Annotated in this window: 14 protein-coding genes; all 14 read left to right on the top strand. The window is 39.0% G+C overall.

From position 1 onward, the window contains the following. The first annotated feature begins 14 nt into the window (after nucleotides 1-14). The 14 genes from fabD (at nucleotide 15) to ACI3K6_RS06910 (ending at nucleotide 19841) form a co-directional block, all read left to right on the top strand. On the top strand, nucleotides 15-962 hold the full coding sequence (gene fabD, locus ACI3K6_RS06845) for an ACP S-malonyltransferase (RefSeq protein ID WP_435554223.1): 948 nt from the start codon (nucleotides 15-17) through the stop codon (nucleotides 960-962). Further along, on the top strand, nucleotides 959-1702 hold the full coding sequence (gene fabG / locus ACI3K6_RS06850) for a 3-oxoacyl-[acyl-carrier-protein] reductase (protein ID WP_435554224.1): 744 nt from the start codon (nucleotides 959-961) through the stop codon (nucleotides 1700-1702). Before fabD ends, fabG begins: the two co-directional genes overlap by 4 nt. Before the next feature lie 69 nt (nucleotides 1703-1771). Further along, nucleotides 1772-2002 (top strand): acyl carrier protein, encoded by a 231-nt coding sequence (locus ACI3K6_RS06855; protein ID WP_335475363.1) that lies wholly within the window; start codon nucleotides 1772-1774, stop codon nucleotides 2000-2002. A gap of 162 nt (nucleotides 2003-2164) precedes the next feature. Further along, nucleotides 2165-2905: a ribonuclease III gene (gene rnc, locus ACI3K6_RS06860; protein WP_435554225.1), complete on the top strand. Its 741-nt coding sequence runs from the start codon at nucleotides 2165-2167 to the stop codon at nucleotides 2903-2905. 52 nt (nucleotides 2906-2957) lie between these two features. Then, nucleotides 2958-6524: a chromosome segregation protein SMC gene (gene smc, locus ACI3K6_RS06865; RefSeq protein ID WP_435554226.1), complete on the top strand. Its 3567-nt coding sequence runs from the start codon at nucleotides 2958-2960 to the stop codon at nucleotides 6522-6524. Between the two features lie 17 nt (nucleotides 6525-6541). Then, nucleotides 6542-7531, top strand: coding sequence for a signal recognition particle-docking protein FtsY (gene ftsY / locus ACI3K6_RS06870; protein WP_435554227.1), 990 nt, complete (start codon nucleotides 6542-6544; stop codon nucleotides 7529-7531). A 218-nt stretch (nucleotides 7532-7749) separates the two neighbouring features. After that, on the top strand, nucleotides 7750-10110 hold the full coding sequence (locus ACI3K6_RS06875; RefSeq protein ID WP_435554228.1) for a hypothetical protein: 2361 nt from the start codon (nucleotides 7750-7752) through the stop codon (nucleotides 10108-10110). Continuing rightward, complete coding sequence (locus ACI3K6_RS06880; protein ID WP_435554229.1) at nucleotides 10107-11033, top strand: ABC transporter ATP-binding protein; 927 nt, start codon at nucleotides 10107-10109, stop codon at nucleotides 11031-11033. Before ACI3K6_RS06875 ends, ACI3K6_RS06880 begins: the two co-directional genes overlap by 4 nt. Before the next feature lie 2 nt (nucleotides 11034-11035). Next, the gene (locus ACI3K6_RS06885) at nucleotides 11036-11875 is read left to right on the top strand and encodes an ABC transporter permease (protein WP_435554230.1); all 840 of its coding nucleotides are present in this window, start codon (nucleotides 11036-11038) and stop codon (nucleotides 11873-11875) included. 12 nt (nucleotides 11876-11887) lie between these two features. Continuing rightward, nucleotides 11888-13417 carry a hypothetical protein gene (locus tag ACI3K6_RS06890; protein WP_435554231.1) on the top strand — a complete coding sequence of 510 codons (1530 nt, stop codon included), beginning with the start codon at nucleotides 11888-11890 and terminating at the stop codon, nucleotides 13415-13417. Next, nucleotides 13418-14425, top strand: a complete 1008-nt coding sequence (locus ACI3K6_RS06895) for an AAA family ATPase (RefSeq protein WP_335475632.1) — start codon at nucleotides 13418-13420, stop codon at nucleotides 14423-14425. Beyond that, nucleotides 14422-15291 (top strand): DUF58 domain-containing protein, encoded by an 870-nt coding sequence (locus ACI3K6_RS06900; protein ID WP_435554232.1) that lies wholly within the window; start codon nucleotides 14422-14424, stop codon nucleotides 15289-15291. Before ACI3K6_RS06895 ends, ACI3K6_RS06900 begins: the two co-directional genes overlap by 4 nt. A 7-nt stretch (nucleotides 15292-15298) precedes the next feature. Then, entirely contained in the window at nucleotides 15299-17077 is a 1779-nt protein-coding gene (locus ACI3K6_RS06905; protein WP_435554233.1) for a vWA domain-containing protein, read from the top strand. Next, a complete protein-coding gene (locus ACI3K6_RS06910; RefSeq protein ID WP_435554234.1) occupies nucleotides 17061-19841 on the top strand; it encodes a VWA domain-containing protein in 2781 nt (926 codons plus the stop codon). Before ACI3K6_RS06905 ends, ACI3K6_RS06910 begins: the two co-directional genes overlap by 17 nt. The last annotated feature ends 80 nt before the right edge of the window (nucleotides 19842-19921 follow it).

Consider the following 19921-nt stretch of genomic DNA (forward strand, 5'->3'; position numbering starts at 1 on the left):
AAAGGAGTGATCATATGAGTAAACTAGCATTTGTATTTCCAGGACAAGGTTCTCAAGCAGTAGGAATGGGTAAAGACCTAGCCCAACAGTATCCTGAAGTCATGGAATATTTTAATAAGGCCGATGATAAATTAGGTTATTCCTTAAGCAACCTTATTTTTGAAGGACCGAAGGAAGAGTTAACCATTACCTATAACACTCAACCGGCCCTTTTAACAACGAGCATTGCGATGTTAAGCTTTTTTGAAAAATCGGGGGTTAAGCCGGATTATGTTGCAGGACATAGTCTGGGTGAATATACAGCACTTGTCGCTGCTGGTGTTCTTTCTTTTGAAGAAGGCGTTTATGCGGTGAGAAAACGTGGTGAATTCATGGAGCATGCTGTACCGAATGGTGAAGGTGCTATGTCCGCCGTATTAGGGTTGGACCGGGATAAATTGGCTGCTGTAACAAAAGAAGTTACCGAATCCGGAGCTTCAGTATCACTTGCAAATTTGAATTGCCCAGGACAAATTGTAATTTCTGGTTCTAAGCAAGGAGTTGAGCTTGCTGGTATAAAGGCGAAAGAAGCCGGTGCCAAAAGAGTTCTGCCATTAGAGGTTAGCGGTCCATTTCATTCTCCATTAATGGAACCAGCTTCCGGTCAATTACGCGAGGTCTTGGATAATCTAGAAATGAAAAATGCCGAGGTTCCAGTCGTTGTGAATGTTTCTGCTGAACCGGTAAGTTCTGCTGAAGAAATAAAGGATAAACTCATTGAACAACTGTATTCCCCAGTATTATGGGAGGATTCCGTTCAGAAAATGATTGCCTTAGGTGTTGATACCTTTATTGAAATTGGGCCGGGAAAAGTATTGTCTGGCTTGATTAAAAAAATTGACAAGTCAGTTAAAATTCATTCCGTATTTGATGAAGAGAGTGCGAACGCTGTAATAGAGGCACTTAAGGAGGAACTAAGATGAACCTAGATGGGAAAATTGCACTGGTAACAGGTGCATCCAGAGGAATCGGCCGAGAGATCGCTTTGGAATTAGCCAGACTTGGTGCCAATGTTGCTGTAAACTATTCCGGAAGTGAAGCAAAATCCAATGAAGTTGTTGATGAGATTAAGGCAATGGGAAAAGAGGCTTTTGCAGTAAAATGTAATGTTGCAGAGGCGGAAGAAGTAGCTGAAATGGTGAAAGCTACAATCGACCAATTTGGCAGACTGGATATTCTAATTAATAATGCAGGAATCACTAGGGATAATCTTCTTATGAGAATGAAAGAAGAAGAATGGGATGATGTCATAAATATCAACCTAAAAGGTGTGTTTTTGGTAACAAAAGCAGTAACAAGACAAATGATGAAGCAGCGCCATGGGCGGATCATTAATATTGCATCAATCGTCGGTGTCAGCGGCAACCCTGGACAGGCCAACTACGTCGCAGCGAAGGCTGGGGTCATTGGTCTAACTAAAACAACAGCGAAAGAATTAGCATCACGTAATATTACCGTTAATGCGATTGCTCCTGGATTTATTACAACAGACATGACAGAAAAGCTACCAGAAGATGTTAAAGCAGAAATGCTGAAGCAAATTCCATTGTCACGCTTAGGGGAGCCTAAGGATATTGCAAAAATAACTGCCTTCTTGGCTTCAGAGGATTCTTCTTATATCACTGGTCAAACCTTCCACGTTGATGGCGGCATGGTAATGTAAAAAAATTTATTCTTTCATTTATTATTTGAAAGAAATACACTATAATAGCTTGAGGGGAGGTGAACAAGCATGGCAGATGTATTAGAACGTGTAACAAGAATCATCGTAGACCGTTTAGGAGTAGATGAGTCACAAGTTACTCTTGAAGCTTCGTTTAAAGATGATCTTGGCGCTGATTCCCTTGACGTAGTAGAACTAGTTATGGAATTAGAAGATGAATTCGATATGGAAATTTCTGACGAGGATGCTGAAAAAATCGGCACTGTTGGTGATGCTGTTAGCTACATAAATAGTAAATAGTGATCCCGTTGGATAATATTCATTAAGCTCCGTTTTCAAACGGAGCTTTATTCTGTAGAATAGAACTTGGCGGCCAAATAACCAAGTTCTTTGTTTTTTCATTGGGATTGATTAAACTAACTATAGGCTGATCGTAAATTAAATGCAAGGTGGAGAAATTACATGCGCAGAAACGGGAAAGAAAAGGATTTAAATACGCGCACAAAAGAAAACCAATTTAAAGAATTACAACATTCACTTGGATTCTTTTTTGAAAATGAAAAATTATTAAAACAAGCTTTTACTCATTCATCCTATGTGAATGAGCATCGAAGAAAGCCTTTTGAAGATAATGAAAGGCTTGAGTTTTTAGGAGATGCTGTTCTCGAATTAACCATTTCACAATTCCTGTTCAAAAGATATTCATCCATGTCAGAAGGGGAACTAACGAAACTAAGAGCTGCCATCGTTTGTGAGCCATCATTAGTTTCTTTTGCCAATGAATTAGGGTTTGGCAAGTTAATTCTACTCGGTAAAGGTGAAGAAATGACTGGAGGCCGAGAACGTCCTGCATTATTAGCAGATGTATTTGAAGCTTTCATTGGATCTCTCTATTTAGATCAAGGGATTGATAAAGTAATCGAGTTTCTTGAACAGATTGTTTTTCCTAAAATTAGCGCCGGTGCTTTTTCTCATGTGATGGATTTTAAAAGTCAATTACAAGAGCTCGTTCAAAGGGATGGGTCGGGTGTAATTGAATATCGTGTTCTTCAAGAAAAGGGTCCAGCCCACAATAAAGAGTTCGTTTCAAAAGTAACACTGAGCGGAGAAGAACTTGGAGTGGGAACAGGACGATCAAAGAAGGAAGCAGAGCAACATGCTGCACAAAAAGCATTAGAATTTCTGAAAGCGAAAACAACTTAGATTTGACAAATGACGAAGGAGAAATCCCGGGCATTTTAGGGAGGATTAAGGAATGTTTTTAAAACGGTTGGACGTTATTGGTTTTAAATCCTTTGCTGACCGGATTGGAGTAGACTTTGTCCAGGGAATAACGGCAGTAGTTGGGCCAAACGGGAGTGGGAAAAGTAACATTACGGATGCCATTCGCTGGGTTCTAGGAGAACAATCAGCAAAATCACTGAGAGGCAGCAAAATGGAGGACATCATATTTGCAGGCAGTGATACCCGAAAAGCTCTAAATATTGCTGAAGTAACTTTAACCTTGGACAATCAGGATCAAGGGATACCAATTGATTATAATGAAGTCAGTGTAACCAGGAGGGTATCTCGTTCTGGGGACAGTGAATTTTATATTAATAAACAGTCTTGTCGCTTGAAAGATATTATCGATTTATTTATGGACTCCGGTCTCGGAAGGGAAGCTTTTTCAATCATCAGCCAAGGGAAGGTTGAGGAGATCTTAAACAGTAAAGCAGAGGATCGCCGTGTAATTTTTGAAGAAGCAGCTGGCGTATTAAAATATAAAAACCGGAAGAAAAAAGCAGAAGGCAAATTAGAAGAGACACAGGACAACCTTAATCGGGTTTATGATATTCTTCATGAGCTTGAGGTTCAGGTGGAACCATTAAAAATGCAGGCTTCAATGGCAAAGGATTATTTGGAAAAAAAGGCGGAACTTGAAAAATTTGAAGTGGCCTTAACGGTTTATGAGATTGAAGACCTGCATCAGAAATGGGAGAGTCTTAAGGAACAGCTCCATGATCATCAACAGCAGGAGTTAAAGCTTTCAACAGAGATTCAACTAAAGGAAGCAAAGATCGTTGAAATGAGGGATCAAATCTCCGCGTTGGATGAATCCATCTCCGATTTACAAAATGTCCTCTTACATGCAAGCGAAGAATTAGAGAAGCTCGAGGGAAGAAAGGAAGTTCTAAAGGAAAGAAAGAAGAATGCTTCCCAGAATAAGGATCAATTAATCCAAAATATTGCTGAATTGACCGATAAAGTAAACCTGTTGGTAAGCAATCGTCATCAACAAGAAACTGCAGTCGAGATCTTAAGCAGCCAAGTAAAAGAATTACAGTTACAGTTAAAAGAAAAGCAAGAGAAATTGTCGCTGTTTACTGAAAATCTCGAGGATAAAATCGAGAGCTTAAAAAGCGAGTACATTGAAATATTGAATGAGCAGGCTGGAGCAAAAAATGAATTAAAATATATTGATGAGCAACTGCAGCAGCAGGAACGAAAAAGTACTCGTCTTGATGGAGAAAATGAAAAATATCTTCAGGAGCGGCAGCAAGCTCATAAGAAACGACTTGAAATCGAAAGTTCTCTTGAAACAATTCAACAGGAGCTTTCCAGCCAGGTTGGGTCTTACCGCGAGCAGCAACATAAACTAGAAACTGTTAAAAACCAATACCAAAAGCAAGAAAAAACATTATATCAGGCCTATCAATTATTGCAGCAGGCAAAGTCTAAAAAAGAAATGCTAGAGGATATGGAAGAGGACTTTGCCGGCTTTTATCAGGGAGTTAAAGAAGTATTAAAGGCTCGTGGTTCTAAATTAAGAGGAATAGAAGGGGCCGTTGCCGAACTGGTGACTGTTCCTAAAGAATATGAAACAGCAATTGAAATTGCCTTTGGTGGGGCCCTCCAGCATATTGTTGTAGAAACAGAAGAACATGGGCGAATGGCGATTCAATTTTTAAAGCAACATTCATATGGCCGAGCCACTTTCTTGCCGTTAAGTGTCATGCAAGGAAGAACACTTTCTTCTGCTCAACTTATGTCCATTGGACAACATCCAGCCTTTATTGGAACTGCCGTCAGCCTTGTTCAATTTGATTCAAAATACTCTGAGGTCATGTACAATCTATTAGGAAGTGTTGTAATCGCAAAAGAGTTAAAAGGGGCCAATGAACTAGCTAAAATCCTTCAATACCGGGTCAGAATTGTCACCCTAGACGGTGATGTGGTAAACCCGGGAGGCTCGATGACCGGAGGAGCTGTAAAACAAAAGTCCTCGTCACTATTATCGAGAAAAACAGAGCTTGAAGATTTAAAAGAAAAACTGGTCATTATGGAAGGTAAAACAGCAGAATTAGAGCGCTTTGTTAAGGAATTAAAGGAAGAAGTACTAGAAACTGAATCAAAACTTGAGGACAAGCGAAAAGAGGGCGAAGAGCTGAGGCTAACCGAGCAATCCATTAAGGGGAAACTTCGTGAAGCAGAGCTCGAAGAAAAAAATATAAATGAACGCTTAGAGATTTATGATTTAGAAAAAAATCAAATCATGAGTGAACAGGAAACCTTGTCTGCAAGAAAAGTAGAAGTCATAAAGGCACTTGAGGACTATAAAGGTACCATTATGGAAATGGATGGAAAGATTGCCCATCTGACAGATCAAAAGACAAAGGACTTGACCTCTAAGGACGTTCTCACAACAGAAATCAACGAATTGAAGATTGCTCATGCTTCCAAAAATGAACAATTTCTAAATGCAAAAGAACGTTTGGCGATTAATATTCGGGAATTAGCAGAAAGTGAACAAAAACTAGAAATATTAAAAGAAGATCTTACTCTGTTAACAGCGGAAATGACAGACAGTTCCACTGGAGAGGTGCAGCTAGAGGAAGCAGCCAAAAGAAAACATCAGGATAAAGAAGCAACCTTGAACCTCATTAGTTCCCGGAGAGAAGAGAGACTCAGCATTCAAGATGCATTGGACAACCTGGAAATGGATGCAAAAGAGCTAAAAAGAGTTCATAAAGGTTTAATCGTAATCGTGAAAGATGAAGAAGTAAAAATGAACCGTTTAGATGTGGAGCTTGAAAATAGGCTTACTCATCTACGGGAAGAATATTTATTGTCGTTTGAAGGGGCAAAGGAACAATTCCCATTGACCGTTCCAGCTGAAGAAGCTAGAAAAAAGGTGAAGTTGATCAAGCTGGCAATCGATGAGTTGGGCAATGTCAATTTAGGCGCAATTGAAGAGTATGAACGGGTTTCGGAACGCTATGAATTTTTAAATGAACAGAAACAGGATTTGCAAGAAGCAAAGGATACACTTTTTCAAGTCATAAAAGAGATGGATGAGGAAATGAAAAAACGTTTCGAACATACCTTTGTGGGAATTCGTGAACACTTTGAACCTGTGTTCCGTGCTCTTTTTGGAGGCGGGCGAGCGGATTTAATTTTAACAAATCCGGAAGACTTGTTAAATACCGGCGTAGAAATTGTTGCCCAGCCACCAGGGAAGAAGCTTCAAAACCTTGGACTGTTATCAGGTGGCGAGCGTGCATTAACAGCTATTGCCCTGTTATTTTCCATATTAAAGGTACGTCCTGTTCCATTTTGTATTTTAGATGAGGTGGAAGCTGCCCTTGATGAGGCAAATGTTCATCGATTTAGTCAATATTTGAAACGCTATAGTTCAGGGACGCAATTTATCGTCATAACCCATCGGAAAGGGACCATGGAGGGTGCTGATGTCCTTTACGGGGTGACGATGCAAGAATCAGGTGTGTCCAAGCTTGTATCGGTTCGCTTAGAGGATACTAAAGAACTGGTAGAATTATAATTAAAGGAAGTGAAACGATGAGCTTTTTTAAGAAATTAAAAGAGAAAATTACGAAACAAGCAGATACTGTAACTGAAAAGTTTAAAGAAGGACTAACGAAAACAAGAGATAATTTTTCCGGTAAGGTCAATGATTTAATTGCACGCTACCGAAAAGTGGATGAGGAATTTTTTGAGGAGCTTGAAGAAATCCTTATTCAAGCCGATGTAGGCTTTGACACTGTAATGAAATTAATTGATGAATTGAAAATGGAAGTTAAACGTCGCAATATTCAGGACCCACGGGATATGCAAAGTGTTATTTCTGAAAAACTCGTGGAAATATACAATGGTGATGAAGAACAGTCATCCGCATTAAATATTCAGCAAGACGCTTTGACAGTCATTTTATTTGTTGGTGTTAATGGGGTCGGAAAAACAACCACAATTGGTAAGCTGGCTCATAAGTTTAAAAATGAAGGAAAAAATGTGCTACTCGCTGCAGGTGATACCTTCCGTGCAGGAGCGATTGAACAGCTTGAGGTTTGGGGCGATCGAGTTGGAGTGGAAGTGATTAAGCAAGGGGAAGGCTCCGATCCCGCTGCCGTTATGTATGATGCAATTCAGGCTGCAAAATCTCGGAAAGCAGATATTTTAATTTGTGACACGGCCGGTCGTTTGCAAAATAAAGTGAACTTAATGAAGGAGCTTGAAAAAGTAAAACGGGTGATAGAGCGAGAAGTTCCTGGTGCACCACATGAAGTATTGTTGGTGTTAGATGCTACAACCGGTCAAAATGCCCTAGTTCAAGCGAAAACATTTAAAGAAGCAACAAATGTTACTGGAATTGTCCTATCAAAATTGGATGGTACGGCTAAAGGCGGAATCGTGCTGGCGATCAGAAATGAGTTGAAAATTCCGGTGAAGTTCGTCGGTCTAGGTGAAAAAATGGATGACCTACAAGAATTTGATCCAGAAAAATATGTTTATGGTTTATTCGCCGACCAGGTTGAAAAATCAGAGGAATAAAGAAATCACAGTATTAGGAAAAAGCCTAATACTGTTTTTTTATGGAAAAAAAGATTGCATTTTTAATCGTATAGTGTAAAATTACACTATGGTAATTTATTGAAAATAAGTTATATAATTGGTTTTTATGTGGCAATTGGAAGTTTTTTAAAAATATTGAAGGGTTTTTTTATTTTATAACGTCTATATAAGGATAGGTTTTTACAGGAGGGGTAAGAGTGGCAAAGAGAATACTTTTTTTAATATTTATCAGTAGTTTTGTTTTACTAGGATTGTTTATACCGGCTGCCCATGCAGCCACAGAAAAAATAAGAATAACCCTTGATGAAGGTTTTGATGGAAAGGTTAAAACTGGGGCAGGATTTCCAGTCCAAGTAACCATTGAAAATACCGGGGCGGATTTTTCCGGAGACTTATTATTTCAATTTTCGCCCACCTATAATTCCAGCGGTTCTCAAGTAGTCCCTGTTGAATTACCGAAGGATAGTAAAAAAACTTATTCCATTACTTTACCGGGGTCAAATGAGGAATTTTACTACAACGGGCAAAATAAGCGGACGATTTTCTTATATAAAGGAAGCTGGAAGAATGGCAAGGAAATTGATTACATAGGGCCGAAAACATTGAAGCCAAAATTTATTGATCTAGCAAGCACAGTTATTGGTATGTTAAGTGATAGTCCTGATCGATTAAAAGAGTTAAAGGTGCTTCCTAATGTGCAGAATGAAACGATTATTTTAAACGAAACCAATCTTCCGGAAAACGAGTTAGGATTGGAAGCATTGGATTTGTTAATCATTGATGAATTCAAGCTATCGAAGTTAACACAGTTACAGCGAGAAGCTATTATCGATTGGGTGAAAAGTGGAGGAATATTAATTGCCGGAGGGACACCGAGTGCAAGCCAGTCGTATAGCAGTATTTACTCTATGCTTCCCATGAAGATGGACCAAGAAGATCAGGTTGAAGCAGCTAGTAGTTTTACATCAAACCCTAATGTTGATAAACCCTTTACAAGGTTACCGGTATTCATTGGTGAGGTGGCGAAAGAGTCAAAGACAGAGTTGAAAATCGGCGATAAACCGCTAGTTATTAATAGAAAATTAGGAACCGGTGAAATTTGGCAAACGGCCTTTTCTATCGGTGATGAGCCGTTATCGTCTTGGAAAGGCTATGGGGAATGGTTTTCAACAAATATAGTTCAGCCTAATATAGTGCAACATCAAAATGCAAAGGGATACCAAAATGTATTTGAGATGTTGGCAAATGAATTTGCTGATGTTAACGAGTATTTTCCATCTTCCCAATTCTCAATTGGACAAATTGCTCTGATCCTATTCCTTTATCTATTGGTCGTCGCACCGCTTCTATATTTCTTGTTAAAGAAACTGGATAAACGCGAGCATGCCTGGTGGCTGATAGCTGTCGTTTCAATCGTTTCATCAGCGGGGATATTTGGAGTTGGAGCAAAGGATCGAATCAGCAAACCGCAGTTGAACCAAATGGAGGCCTATATTGCTGGGGATGGTTATTTGACAGGCATTAAGGCAATCACTTTATTATCAAATACGAGTGGAGACTATGAAATCGACTATGGAAATGGGAAGTTCAATGGAGCACCGGTTTCTTTTTCCTACAATCAAAATGAGAATAAGAGAGCCATTCAGGAACTTGGCAAACAGGGAATCATCTTTCCAAATGTCGAATATTGGTCAACAAGATCCTATATTGGATCAGCTACTGTACAGGAAAAGGGGAAGTTTGATTTACAACTTTCCTATGATGGAAAACAATTGTCAGGGGAAATTATCAACAAATTTCCTTATGATTTTGACGATCTAATTCTCTGGTCAGGCGGAGAAAAAATAGATCTGGGTTCTTTAAAGCAAGGTGGAACTATTACCGTAAAGAAAGAATTGAAACAGGACTATTTATCAGCTCCTTATAATTACGGATATAACTATCAGCCGCCTTCATCCAAAGTACAAATTATGAAGATGAAAAAAGAAAGAATGGAGTCCCTTGTTATTGATTACTTATACGACAATGCTCAAACAGAGAATCAACCGATACTAATGGGTTATACAAAAGATCAAATTCTAAACGTGAACTTGAGCGGTAAACAGTCGATCAATTCGAATTATAGTTTAATCAGCCAGCCTGCAAATATTGAATCCAAGCTTTCAGGTCCATTTACGATTAAGAATGAAATGTTCAATACACATTTAAATGTCGTTCGCGGCAGTATCATTAATGATCGCGGTCCTTCCAAACAGGTAGAGTTGGATGATGGAGAATATGATTATGTGCTGGAATTGCCGAAACAGGTTTTAGGTGGAAAAGCAGTGCTGAAGGAATTAGCCATCAATGCAAAGTCAGGCAATGTGAGCTTCTCCTTGTTAAACCAAACAACAGGGGATTTCATCCCAATAGATAATACAAAAGTAGTTTTTAAGGAAAATCTTAATCAATATATATCCCCACAAGGAACTATTACTATAAAACTGCTAAAAACCGGACAAGGTAATCCGACTGTGACGTTGCCGACTGTGATTGTAAAGGGGGAAATCCAACCATGATAGAAATCATTGATTTAACCAAAACATATGGAAAGTTTACTGCACTTGATTCCCTAAATCTTTCGATTGAGAAAGGGACCGTTTTTGGGTTTGTTGGCCAAAATGGTGCAGGGAAGTCAACTACATTTTCCATATTGGCAACGCTTTTAGCCCCCACATCGGGAACTGCCTTTATTAACGGCTATAATATTTCTAAAGAATCGAAAGATGTCAGGAATCAAATTGGCTATATGCCTGACTTCTTCGGTGTCTATGATCAACTAAAGGCCGTAGAATATTTAGATTTTTATGGGGCCAGTTATGGAATTACAGCCAATGAGCGGGCGAAATTAATTCCACAGCTACTTGAGTTAGTCAATTTAAACCATAAACAGGATGACTATGTAGATGTTCTTTCAAGGGGAATGAAACAGAGACTTTGTTTAGCCAGATCACTAATCCACGACCCGGAAGTATTGATACTTGATGAACCGGCTTCTGGTCTGGACCCGCGTGCCAGGGTGGAAATGCGGGAAATCCTTAAGGAACTAAAAACAATGGGAAAAACGATCTTGATTTCCTCTCATATTTTGCCTGAGCTGGCTGAGATGTGTGATGTGATAGGTATTATTGACCAGGGGAAATTGGTTGCCCAGGGAGCCGTCTCTGAGATTCAAATGCGACTACAAGGTGAAAAAGTAATGATAGTAAAGGTTTACCGTGATATTGAAAAAGCGGTACAGTTTTTTGAGGATAATCCGTTAATCAGTCAACTTAAAGTGGAAGAAAATCAAACATTGCAATTTTTGTTTAAAGGGACGGATGAAGATCAATACCTGCTCCTAAAACAAGCTTTACAACATGAGGTCCCGATTATCAGTATGTCGCAACTTGAAGGTAATCTTGAGGATATCTTTATGGAGATTACGAAAGGGGTGGATTAACCATGAAAAACGTCTTATTGAATCCGGTGTTAAATAAAGAATTTAAATTACGATTCCGTTCCATAAAAAGTATTTTGGGCATATCCTTTTATTTGCTTGCCTTGATTGTCTTAATTATTGGATTCATCTATTTGGAAAGGCAAAATTCCCCGATGGGTCTCTTTCGGCCGGATCAAAGCCGGAATATGTTTATTTTACTATCGTTTATTCAATTAGGGTTAATCTTGTTTATCACACCAGGATTAACCGCTGGTGTAATTAGTGGAGAAAGAGAAAAACAAACCTTGAATATTTTACTGACGACCAATCAAAGTTCAACCAGCATTATTCTTGGGAAGCTGCTTTCCTCGATTTCATATTTATTATTGATGATTGTCGCAAGCTTGCCTGTCTATTGTATCGTCTTCCTATTTGGAGGGATTTCACCGATACAAGTATTAGTCAATCTGGCTTATTATACCTTTACGATTCTTGTTTTTGGCAGTATTGGTATCTTTTTTTCAACGTTGATTCGAAAAACGATTATATCGATGATTTGCACCTATGGAGTGACATTGTTGTTAACGGCCGGCACAGCATTTTTATTTTTAATATCTATGTCCGTTACTCAAATGAATGGAAATTCTCACCCCGGAATGGGTTCGTATTTAATTGCAATGCTTAATCCAGTAATGATTATGTTAAGTTTTCTGGAGCCAACTGTATTCCGTGAACTAACAGATAATATTTCGACCGACCTTCCATTATGGGCAGCAAATGTCCTCTCATTTGGGGTCATTACTCTGGTGATTACCATAATTAGTATTAAAAATCTTCGACCAAGTATGAAAGTTAAACGATAGGGATTTGAGGAAATGGAATATCAAAAACAGTTTATGAAACTATTGTTGCCGATTAAGCATCAGCTTTTGATAGAAAAACTCCTCAGAAATTTGCAAATTGGCATTGTGATGGCGACGGGGTTTTCTGTCATGCTCTTGATAGCAGCACGCATTTGGTTGATTCCCAATTACCGTGAAATCCTCATAACTGTCGATCTATTAATCTTATTATCCGTTATCGTTTACGTGTGGTTCCACCGACCACAATTGATAGATGCGGCGAAGGTCTATAACGACTTTGTGACCGATGATCATGTTAATACAGCACTATCATTTTTAGGTGAACAGGATGAATTAAAGCAATTACAATTGATAGATACAATTTCAAAAATGAAGAAAGAACATGAGCGGGTACTACACAGAAAGAAGCAGCTATTTTTTCCAAAATGGCTGCTAAGTGCTTTTTTATTAGCAATATTGGCTTTGACATTATATACAAATCCGAATTCAACCGTTGAAACAGCCGAACAACGGAAAAGTGAGCAAAAGCTTTTAAAAAAGGCAGAAAAGGCAATCGAAAAACAGGAGAAAAAAGAAACTAATAAAGCAAAAAAAGAAGTGCTAGAGCAGATGAGGGAAGCACTTGCCAAAGCAGAAACCCCGAAAGAAGCATTGCGAGAAATTGAAAAGATGCAAAAAGAACTCGAATTAAAAGCAATAAATGCGGAGAAAAAACAAGAAAAATTAGAACAACTAACAGAACAACTTAAGAATGGCGACTTGAACCAATTAGCAAAATCTTTGCAACAAAAGGACATAGATGCTCTTACCAAGGAACTGCAACGTTTAAATAATGAGAACACTCGCTTATCTGAAAAGCAAAAATCAGCTCTTAGTAAACTTACCGGCACAGAAAAGCCATTAACAGAGAAAGAACTAAAAGAGTTGGCTGGTCAATTAAAGGATGCATTGTCAGTAGAAGGAGAGCTTAACGATTTAGCAGCAGCACAATCGGCCTTACAACAAGGTGCTGCATCGCTAACGAATCAGCTCGGGCTCACCAACCAAACGGCTGTTAAATCACCTGGAAATCAATCAACCAATAATAATCAATCAGGGAATCAATCCACATCATCAGGTAATTCCGGGAATAACAGTAATGGAACCACCGCCTCAGGGAGTGGAAATGGGTCGGGAAGTGGAGCAGGGAATGGAAGCGGTAGTGGCTCTGGAAGTGGAAGTGGTAATGGATCAGGAAACGGAAGCGGTTCCGGGGCAGGATTGGGAATGGGATCACGGGACTTACTGACAGTTCCGGAAAATTTGGGTGGAAAAACAAACGTAGAAACCGATTCCGGGAACCTTGGTCAAGGCAGTCCCAGTCAGCAATTTTCAGGAAATGGACCGGTTTTGCGGGGACAAATTCGCTCCTATCAGGAAGTATATGGACAATATATGGATACATATTGGAATAGTACTGACCGAGTAACACTTCCGTCCGACTTAGAAGAAATCGTAAAAAGTTATTTTACGACGATTGATCCCAATAAGGAGAATGATTAGATGACTACATTAAAAGAAAAGGAAACTCAATTTATTACAGCTGCTGAACAATTAAAAAATGTTAAGGAAGAAATAAATAAATTCATCGTGGGACAGGAGGAAGTCATTGACCAGGTTCTCTGGAGTATCTTTTCCGGAGGACATTCCTTACTTGAAGGACTTCCTGGCCTCGGGAAAACGATGCTCGTGAGATCAATTTCGGAAACGTTGGATTTATCATTTTCACGAATCCAGTTTACCCCTGATTTGATGCCATCTGATATAACCGGCACCATGCTGCTTCAACCTACTTTGGATGGAAAACAGGAATTTGTGTTTCACGAGGGTCCCATCTTTTCCAATATCATACTTGCTGACGAAATAAACCGTGCAACTCCAAAAACCCAAAGTGCGCTGTTAGAGGCAATGGCTGAACAAACTGTCACAATAATGGGAACGACTAAAAAGTTAGCTAAGCCGTTTTTTGTGTTAGCTACCCAAAATCCAATTGATTTGGAAGGAACCTACCCGCTTCCTGAAGCTCAAATGGATCGCTTTATCAGTAAAATCCATGTTGAATACCCATCTAAATCCGAATTAAAGGAAATTGCATTAAGAACAACTGGCGTAACGATTCCTTCTTTAAATAAGGTGATGAGGATCGAAGATGTTGTAAAAATCCAACAGCTATCAAAAGAAATTCTGCTTTCTGAAGAAATTCTGGATTTAGCTGTATCAGTTATTTCTGCCACCCACCCTGTTTCAGAGCATGCACCTGAGCTTGTAAAAAAATATATCCAGTTTGGCAGTGGTCCGAGGGGGATGCAAAGCTTAATTCAAATGGCAAAAACAAGGGCATTATGTTCAGGAAGATACCATGTTTCTATTGGTGATTTGAAAAAAACAGCGATTCCTGTTTTGCGCCATCGGCTGTTCTTAAACTTTGAGGCAGAAGCAAATGGAATATCCCGAGACACCATTATTGCCGAAATACTTGAACAAGTTTGCAAGGAAGGCAACAGAAGATGACAGCTATGAAAAGAAATGTGATAGGCAGCCTACAAAAAGTGAGATTAGCTGTTAAAACAAGAAGAAGAGGGATGTATAAAGGTGCTAGGGCTTCGAACCAGCTTGGTGCGTCATTGGAGTTTTCTGATTTTCGAATGTACCAGCCGGGTGATGATGTACGCCAAATAGATTGGAATGTCTATGGACGAACTCAAAAGCATTATATCAAGCGTTTCTTGGATGAACAGGAATTAAATGTTGCTCTTATCTTGGATGCAACACAGTCCATGCAGGTGATTGATTCAAAATGGCAACGGGCCAAAGAACTCGCGGCGGCATTTAGCTATATTACTTTATCTGGTGAGGATAGGTTATCCTTTCTTCCCATAGCTGCAAGGGACACAATTGGATTTACGCGAAAGGGAGCGATTTACAGTAAATCTGTCTATAAGGAAATCATGCAGATTTCCCATCAGGAATCTACCGGTTCTTTTATTGAATTGTTGAAGCCTCATAATCTTAGGAATATCCAAGTAACGATCATCATAACGGACGGATTAGAAGAAGCAGTAAAATATGAGGCTCTATTAAAATCACTCGTTATGTTAAAGCATGAAGTGAAATTTATTCAGTTATTGAGTAAACAAGAAATTGAACCTGACTTAAACGGGGACTTAAAGCTGATTGATAGTGAAACTGCCCAATCTCTTAATGTAAGTCTGCATGCATCCGTTTTGGAGCGCTATAAACAACGACTTCGAGCCCATAACAAGAGCCTAGAGGAGACGTGTAAACGATTCGCAATTCCATACTTATTTGTAACAGATTCGATGGACCTTCAGGAATTTTTGTTCCATGATTGCCGGGTGAGAGGCGTTTTGAGGTGAATGTGAAGTGAGTTTTGCTAGTCCTTATTATTTTTTCCTACTAGTTTTGATTGCACTAGTAATCCTACTTTATTTTTTTCGTAAGCAATATATGGAGACCACTATTTCAGCTCATTTCCTGTGGCAGCAGGTCATGAATGAATGGGAGGCCTCCCCATGGTTGAAAAAGCTGCAGCATAATATGCTTTTTTGGCTCCAAATTATTGCTTTAACTTTATTAATGTTTGCCTTAGTCCGCCCATTCTGGGTCCAAAAGGGAATGGTAGGAGATCACGTTATTTGGATTGTTGATACATCAGCTTCGATGTCTGCGGAAGGGGAACATGGTTCTATTTTCGAACAATCAAAAGAGAAGATGCTGAAACTTTCTGAACAGATGAATGGTCAGGACCTAACATTAATTCAAGCAGGTGCGAAACCAAAGCTCCTATTAAATGGAGAAACAGACGAATCGGTCATTCGCAAAAGAATCCAAGCATTAAAAGTTACTTATGAGCATGAGGACTTTACGAAGGCCGTGAAACTTGCAGATTCACTTGTCTCAAAAGATCGTACGGTCATTCATGTCTTTTCAGATGCTGTAAAAAAAGATGAGTTGGCAGATATTTTTAAAAGTAATAATTTCGAAATTCATAATATTCAAGGTAAAAAAGAAAATATTTCAATTCTTTCTTTTGGAGTAGCTCGAAATGATCAACAAATTTCCGGATTGGCCGTTATTGAAAACCAAAGTCAACAATCTAAACCAATTACTTTTTACGTGAAAAATAAAGAAACCTCATTATTTGAAAAAAAAATCACAGTCCCTCCAGGTAAGCAAATCATGGTCGATGTGCCCAATTTACCAGAGTATCCATTTTATCAAGCTGGTATGGAGGTGGACGACAGCTATCAGGTTGATAATCAACAAACAGCTGTTTTTACGGAACAAAATCCCACAGTATATGTACTTGGAGATATAAACCCGTTTTTCATTAAAGGCTTGCACACTTTGAATATACCGACCATTCAATTAACGGAATGGAACAAATCTAGTTTTCATAAAAGCGGCATTCTTGTTGCCGAGTCTACTCAGCCGGATCAATTACCCAACCTGCCTGCTATTATACTTAATAAGAACAACAGGGTGAACAAAGTGGATGTAAAAGCACCATTAGTAGCAAAGAAGTCACCGCTGACAGAATATGTAGAAATGGAGAAAACTTATATTAAACAAGCTGTTCCTTCATTAAAAGGTAATTTTGAAAATGTGGTGACCAGTGGCGATATCCCTTTAATACAAACAGGCGGGATAAATGGTCACCCGGTAATCGTAATGAATTTTTCACTGAATGATTCAGATTGGCCGCTTCATCCAGGATTTCCAATCTTTCTTTATAACAGCTATCAATGGCTTGCCAAGCAGACTGACTTCCTTGGATATTTCCAACCTGGAGAGGAGAAATGGCTTCAATTAAAGCAGGGGAGTGACAAGCTTGAAGTCTTTAATGAGTCTGGGAATAGTGTGGATTCCATTGATATCCTCCAAAAAGATTTTAAAGCACCCTTAAAACCGGGTATCTACCAAGCTGTTTCTAAAAAACAATTATATTATTTTTCCGTGCTGTTAGATGATCGCGAAAAGCATCCAGAGTATGCAAAATCCGTTTCCCTAAAACCAATAGATTCCAAAAAAAATTCATTGAAAGAAACTAAAAATGATTTTTCTTGGTTTTGGTTAGCGTTGCTAAGCTTCATTGTCCTAATGACAGAATGGGAGGTATACAGACGTGGCTTTAGAGTTTAAATATCCTATTCTGTTTATTTTATTAATCCCTGCTTTATATATTGTATTTCTTTATTTTAAACAAACAAAGGCTGTTCCAAGTGCAGAGAGTGTGTTGATTGGACTGATTAGGACACTATTATTCTCACTAATTATTTTTGCATTAACGGTTCCGCAGGTGCTACTCCCAGCAAAACAAGAAAAAGTGATATTTTTGGCTGACCGTTCCGCAAGCTATCAACAAACAGAAAATTCATTATTAAAGTGGCTGGATGAAAGTGTTCAAGGCAAAAATGCGAATCAGACATTTGCCGTGGCTTCATTTGCGGACTCCGTAACGATGGAACAATCGTTTACTAATAGAAAAAGAGTCATTACTCAATTCAATAGTAAAATAGAAAAAGGGGAAACCAACCTAGAAGAAGGAATTCAATTTGCCGCATCACTTTTCCAAAAAGGTGAAAGCGGTCGGATTGTTCTCCTTTCGGATGGGAATGAAACAGTAGGAAATAGTAGAGAGGCTGCAAAATTGCTGCAGAACCGAAATGTATCGCTAGATTATGTTCGGCTACCTCTAAAAACAGAGGATGATATGGCCATTACGAAACTGGAGGTACCTCCAACTAGTTTTGTTGGTGAGAATACACTAATTAACGTAAGTATTTCCAGTACAGTTGAAAAAAACGCAAACATTAGAATTTCATTGAATAATCAAGATTTACTACTTGAGAAGGTAGATGTTAAGGAAGGGAATAATCAATATACCTTTACTCATCAATCCCTTTCCCCAGGAATGGCGGTTTATAAAGCAGAGCTTGAGGTAGACGATGACAGATTTATTGAAAATAACTCGTTGAATGCTGTTTCTAAAGTGAAAGGGACGCCGAAAATTCTGGTAGTTCAGGGGAACCAAAAGGACGCCTTAACGGAAATTTTGACGAACTCAGGGTTAATTGTAGATTCGCTCGTTCCGGAGAAGTTACCTACAACGCTAGAAGGCTTTTTACAATATCAATCGATTATTTTTAATAATATCCCTGCAACAAAAGTCAGTGGATCCCAAATGAATCTAATGGAAAAAGCAGTCAAAGAATTCGGAACCGGATTTGTTATGCTAGGTGGGGATGATAGTTTTGGTCTAGGTGGCTATTTTAAAACACCTATTGAGAGACTATTGCCAGTTAATATGGATATAAAAGGGAAAAAACAAATGCCATCACTTGGTTTGGTCATTGTAATCGATCGATCTGGCAGCATGGGCGGCAGTAAACTAACATTAGCCAAAGAAGCAGCGGCCCGTTCGGCAGAGTTGTTGAGGGAGCAAGATACATTAGGATTTATTGCTTTTGATGACCGTCCTTGGACCATTATTGAGACCAAACCGATTCAAAATAAAAGTAAGGCGATTGAAAAGATTCGTTCCGTTACAGTCGGCGGCGGCACGAATATTTATCCTGCATTAGCAAAAGCCTATGAGGAATTGGCGGATTTAAAGCTACAAAGAAAACATATCATTCTATTGACGGATGGACAGTCTGCCACGGGCGGAGAATATCAAACCCTGATTGAAGGTGGGAAAGATAACAATATCACCCTCTCGACTGTAGCATTGGGAAGTGATGCAGACCGCAACTTGCTAGAACAACTTGCCACTGATGGAAATGGCAGATACTATGATGTTATAGATGCTTCTGTTATACCAAGCATTCTTTCACGGGAAACGGTAATGACAACACGGACCTATATAGAGGACACCCCGTTTTATCCGACTGTACAAGCCTACCCTGACTGGACGGCAATTTTTCAACAAGGGATCCCGAAAATGAATGCCTATATTGCCGTAACTCCCAAGAATCGGGCTCAGCTTCCCATCATAAGTCAGAAGAAAGATCCGATTTTAGCCAAATGGCAATATGGACTAGGGACAACATTTGCATTTACCTCTGATGTAACAGGTAAGTGGTCAGGGGACTTTAGCAGATGGGCAGATTGGCCAAAATTCTTGAGCCAAATGGTTGCCCAATCCCTCCCACAATATGATTCAGAACCCTATCATTATTCCATTGAAAATCAAGATGGCAATTCGGTGATTCATCTAACAGAAGCTGAGGGGAACTTCAGACCTATGGATGCAACCATTGTATCTCAAAATGGAAAAGTATTGGATACCAATGTAAAGTCTGTGGCGCCGGGGAAAACAGATATGATTTTTCCGAATAAACCAGGGATGTATTTTCTCCGTGTAAAGCAATCTAACCATGAGGGACATGACCGCGTATTTCAAACTGGTTTTTCTATACCGTATTCAGATGAATATTTGATGAAGGGAACGAATCAACTGTTGTTAAAAGACCTTGCTTCCATCACCGGAGGGAAACAATTATCATTTGGAAAAGAAGCGTTCCGTCCTATCCATCACAAATCTTCTCAAACACAAACAATTAGTCAGCTATTGCTATTCATGGCATTTCTTTTGTTTGTATTAGAGATCGTGATAAGAAGATTTGGTGTAAAACCTTTCTATCATATTATGAACAAAATTAGATTAAACCTGTATAAAGAAGAAGTTGTTAATCACACTTCTGGCATCCAGCATCTGGTCAAAGCAAAAGAGAAAGTACAGGTTAAAACGACTAAAAGAGTACAGGAAAACATGAATGAGTTTAAATTTAATAAATCGCCAGTCAAAAAAGTGAAAAAACAGACCATTACACCGAGCGTTTCTTCCGAGGATAAGGAGGAACGGATGAAACGATTATTGGAAGCTAGAAAACGCAGAAAATAAAAATGCTGTAAGCTTGCCAGATGTAAGGATACTACCTTGACAGTTTGTGTCAGACTAGGTAAACTACATTGTAAAGGCTT

Origin of the sequence: Neobacillus solisequens, from assembly GCF_051233465.1 — a bacterium.
GTDB lineage: Bacteria > Bacillota > Bacilli > Bacillales > Cytobacillaceae > Neobacillus.

Excerpts from the sequence above, each read along its gene's own strand:
- fabD (WP_435554223.1), top strand. The coding sequence starts at position 15 with ATGAGTAAACTAGCATTTGTATTTCCAGGACAAGGTTCTCAAGCAGTA.
- fabG (WP_435554224.1), top strand. The coding sequence starts at position 959 with ATGAACCTAGATGGGAAAATTGCACTGGTAACAGGTGCATCCAGAGGA.
- ACI3K6_RS06855 (WP_335475363.1), top strand. The coding sequence starts at position 1,772 with ATGGCAGATGTATTAGAACGTGTAACAAGAATCATCGTAGACCGTTTA.
- rnc (WP_435554225.1), top strand. The coding sequence starts at position 2,165 with ATGCGCAGAAACGGGAAAGAAAAGGATTTAAATACGCGCACAAAAGAA.
- smc (WP_435554226.1), top strand. The coding sequence starts at position 2,958 with ATGTTTTTAAAACGGTTGGACGTTATTGGTTTTAAATCCTTTGCTGAC.
- ftsY (WP_435554227.1), top strand. The coding sequence starts at position 6,542 with ATGAGCTTTTTTAAGAAATTAAAAGAGAAAATTACGAAACAAGCAGAT.
- ACI3K6_RS06880 (WP_435554229.1), top strand. The coding sequence starts at position 10,107 with ATGATAGAAATCATTGATTTAACCAAAACATATGGAAAGTTTACTGCA.
- ACI3K6_RS06885 (WP_435554230.1), top strand. The coding sequence starts at position 11,036 with ATGAAAAACGTCTTATTGAATCCGGTGTTAAATAAAGAATTTAAATTA.
- ACI3K6_RS06890 (WP_435554231.1), top strand. The coding sequence starts at position 11,888 with ATGGAATATCAAAAACAGTTTATGAAACTATTGTTGCCGATTAAGCAT.
- ACI3K6_RS06895 (WP_335475632.1), top strand. The coding sequence starts at position 13,418 with ATGACTACATTAAAAGAAAAGGAAACTCAATTTATTACAGCTGCTGAA.
- ACI3K6_RS06900 (WP_435554232.1), top strand. The coding sequence starts at position 14,422 with ATGACAGCTATGAAAAGAAATGTGATAGGCAGCCTACAAAAAGTGAGA.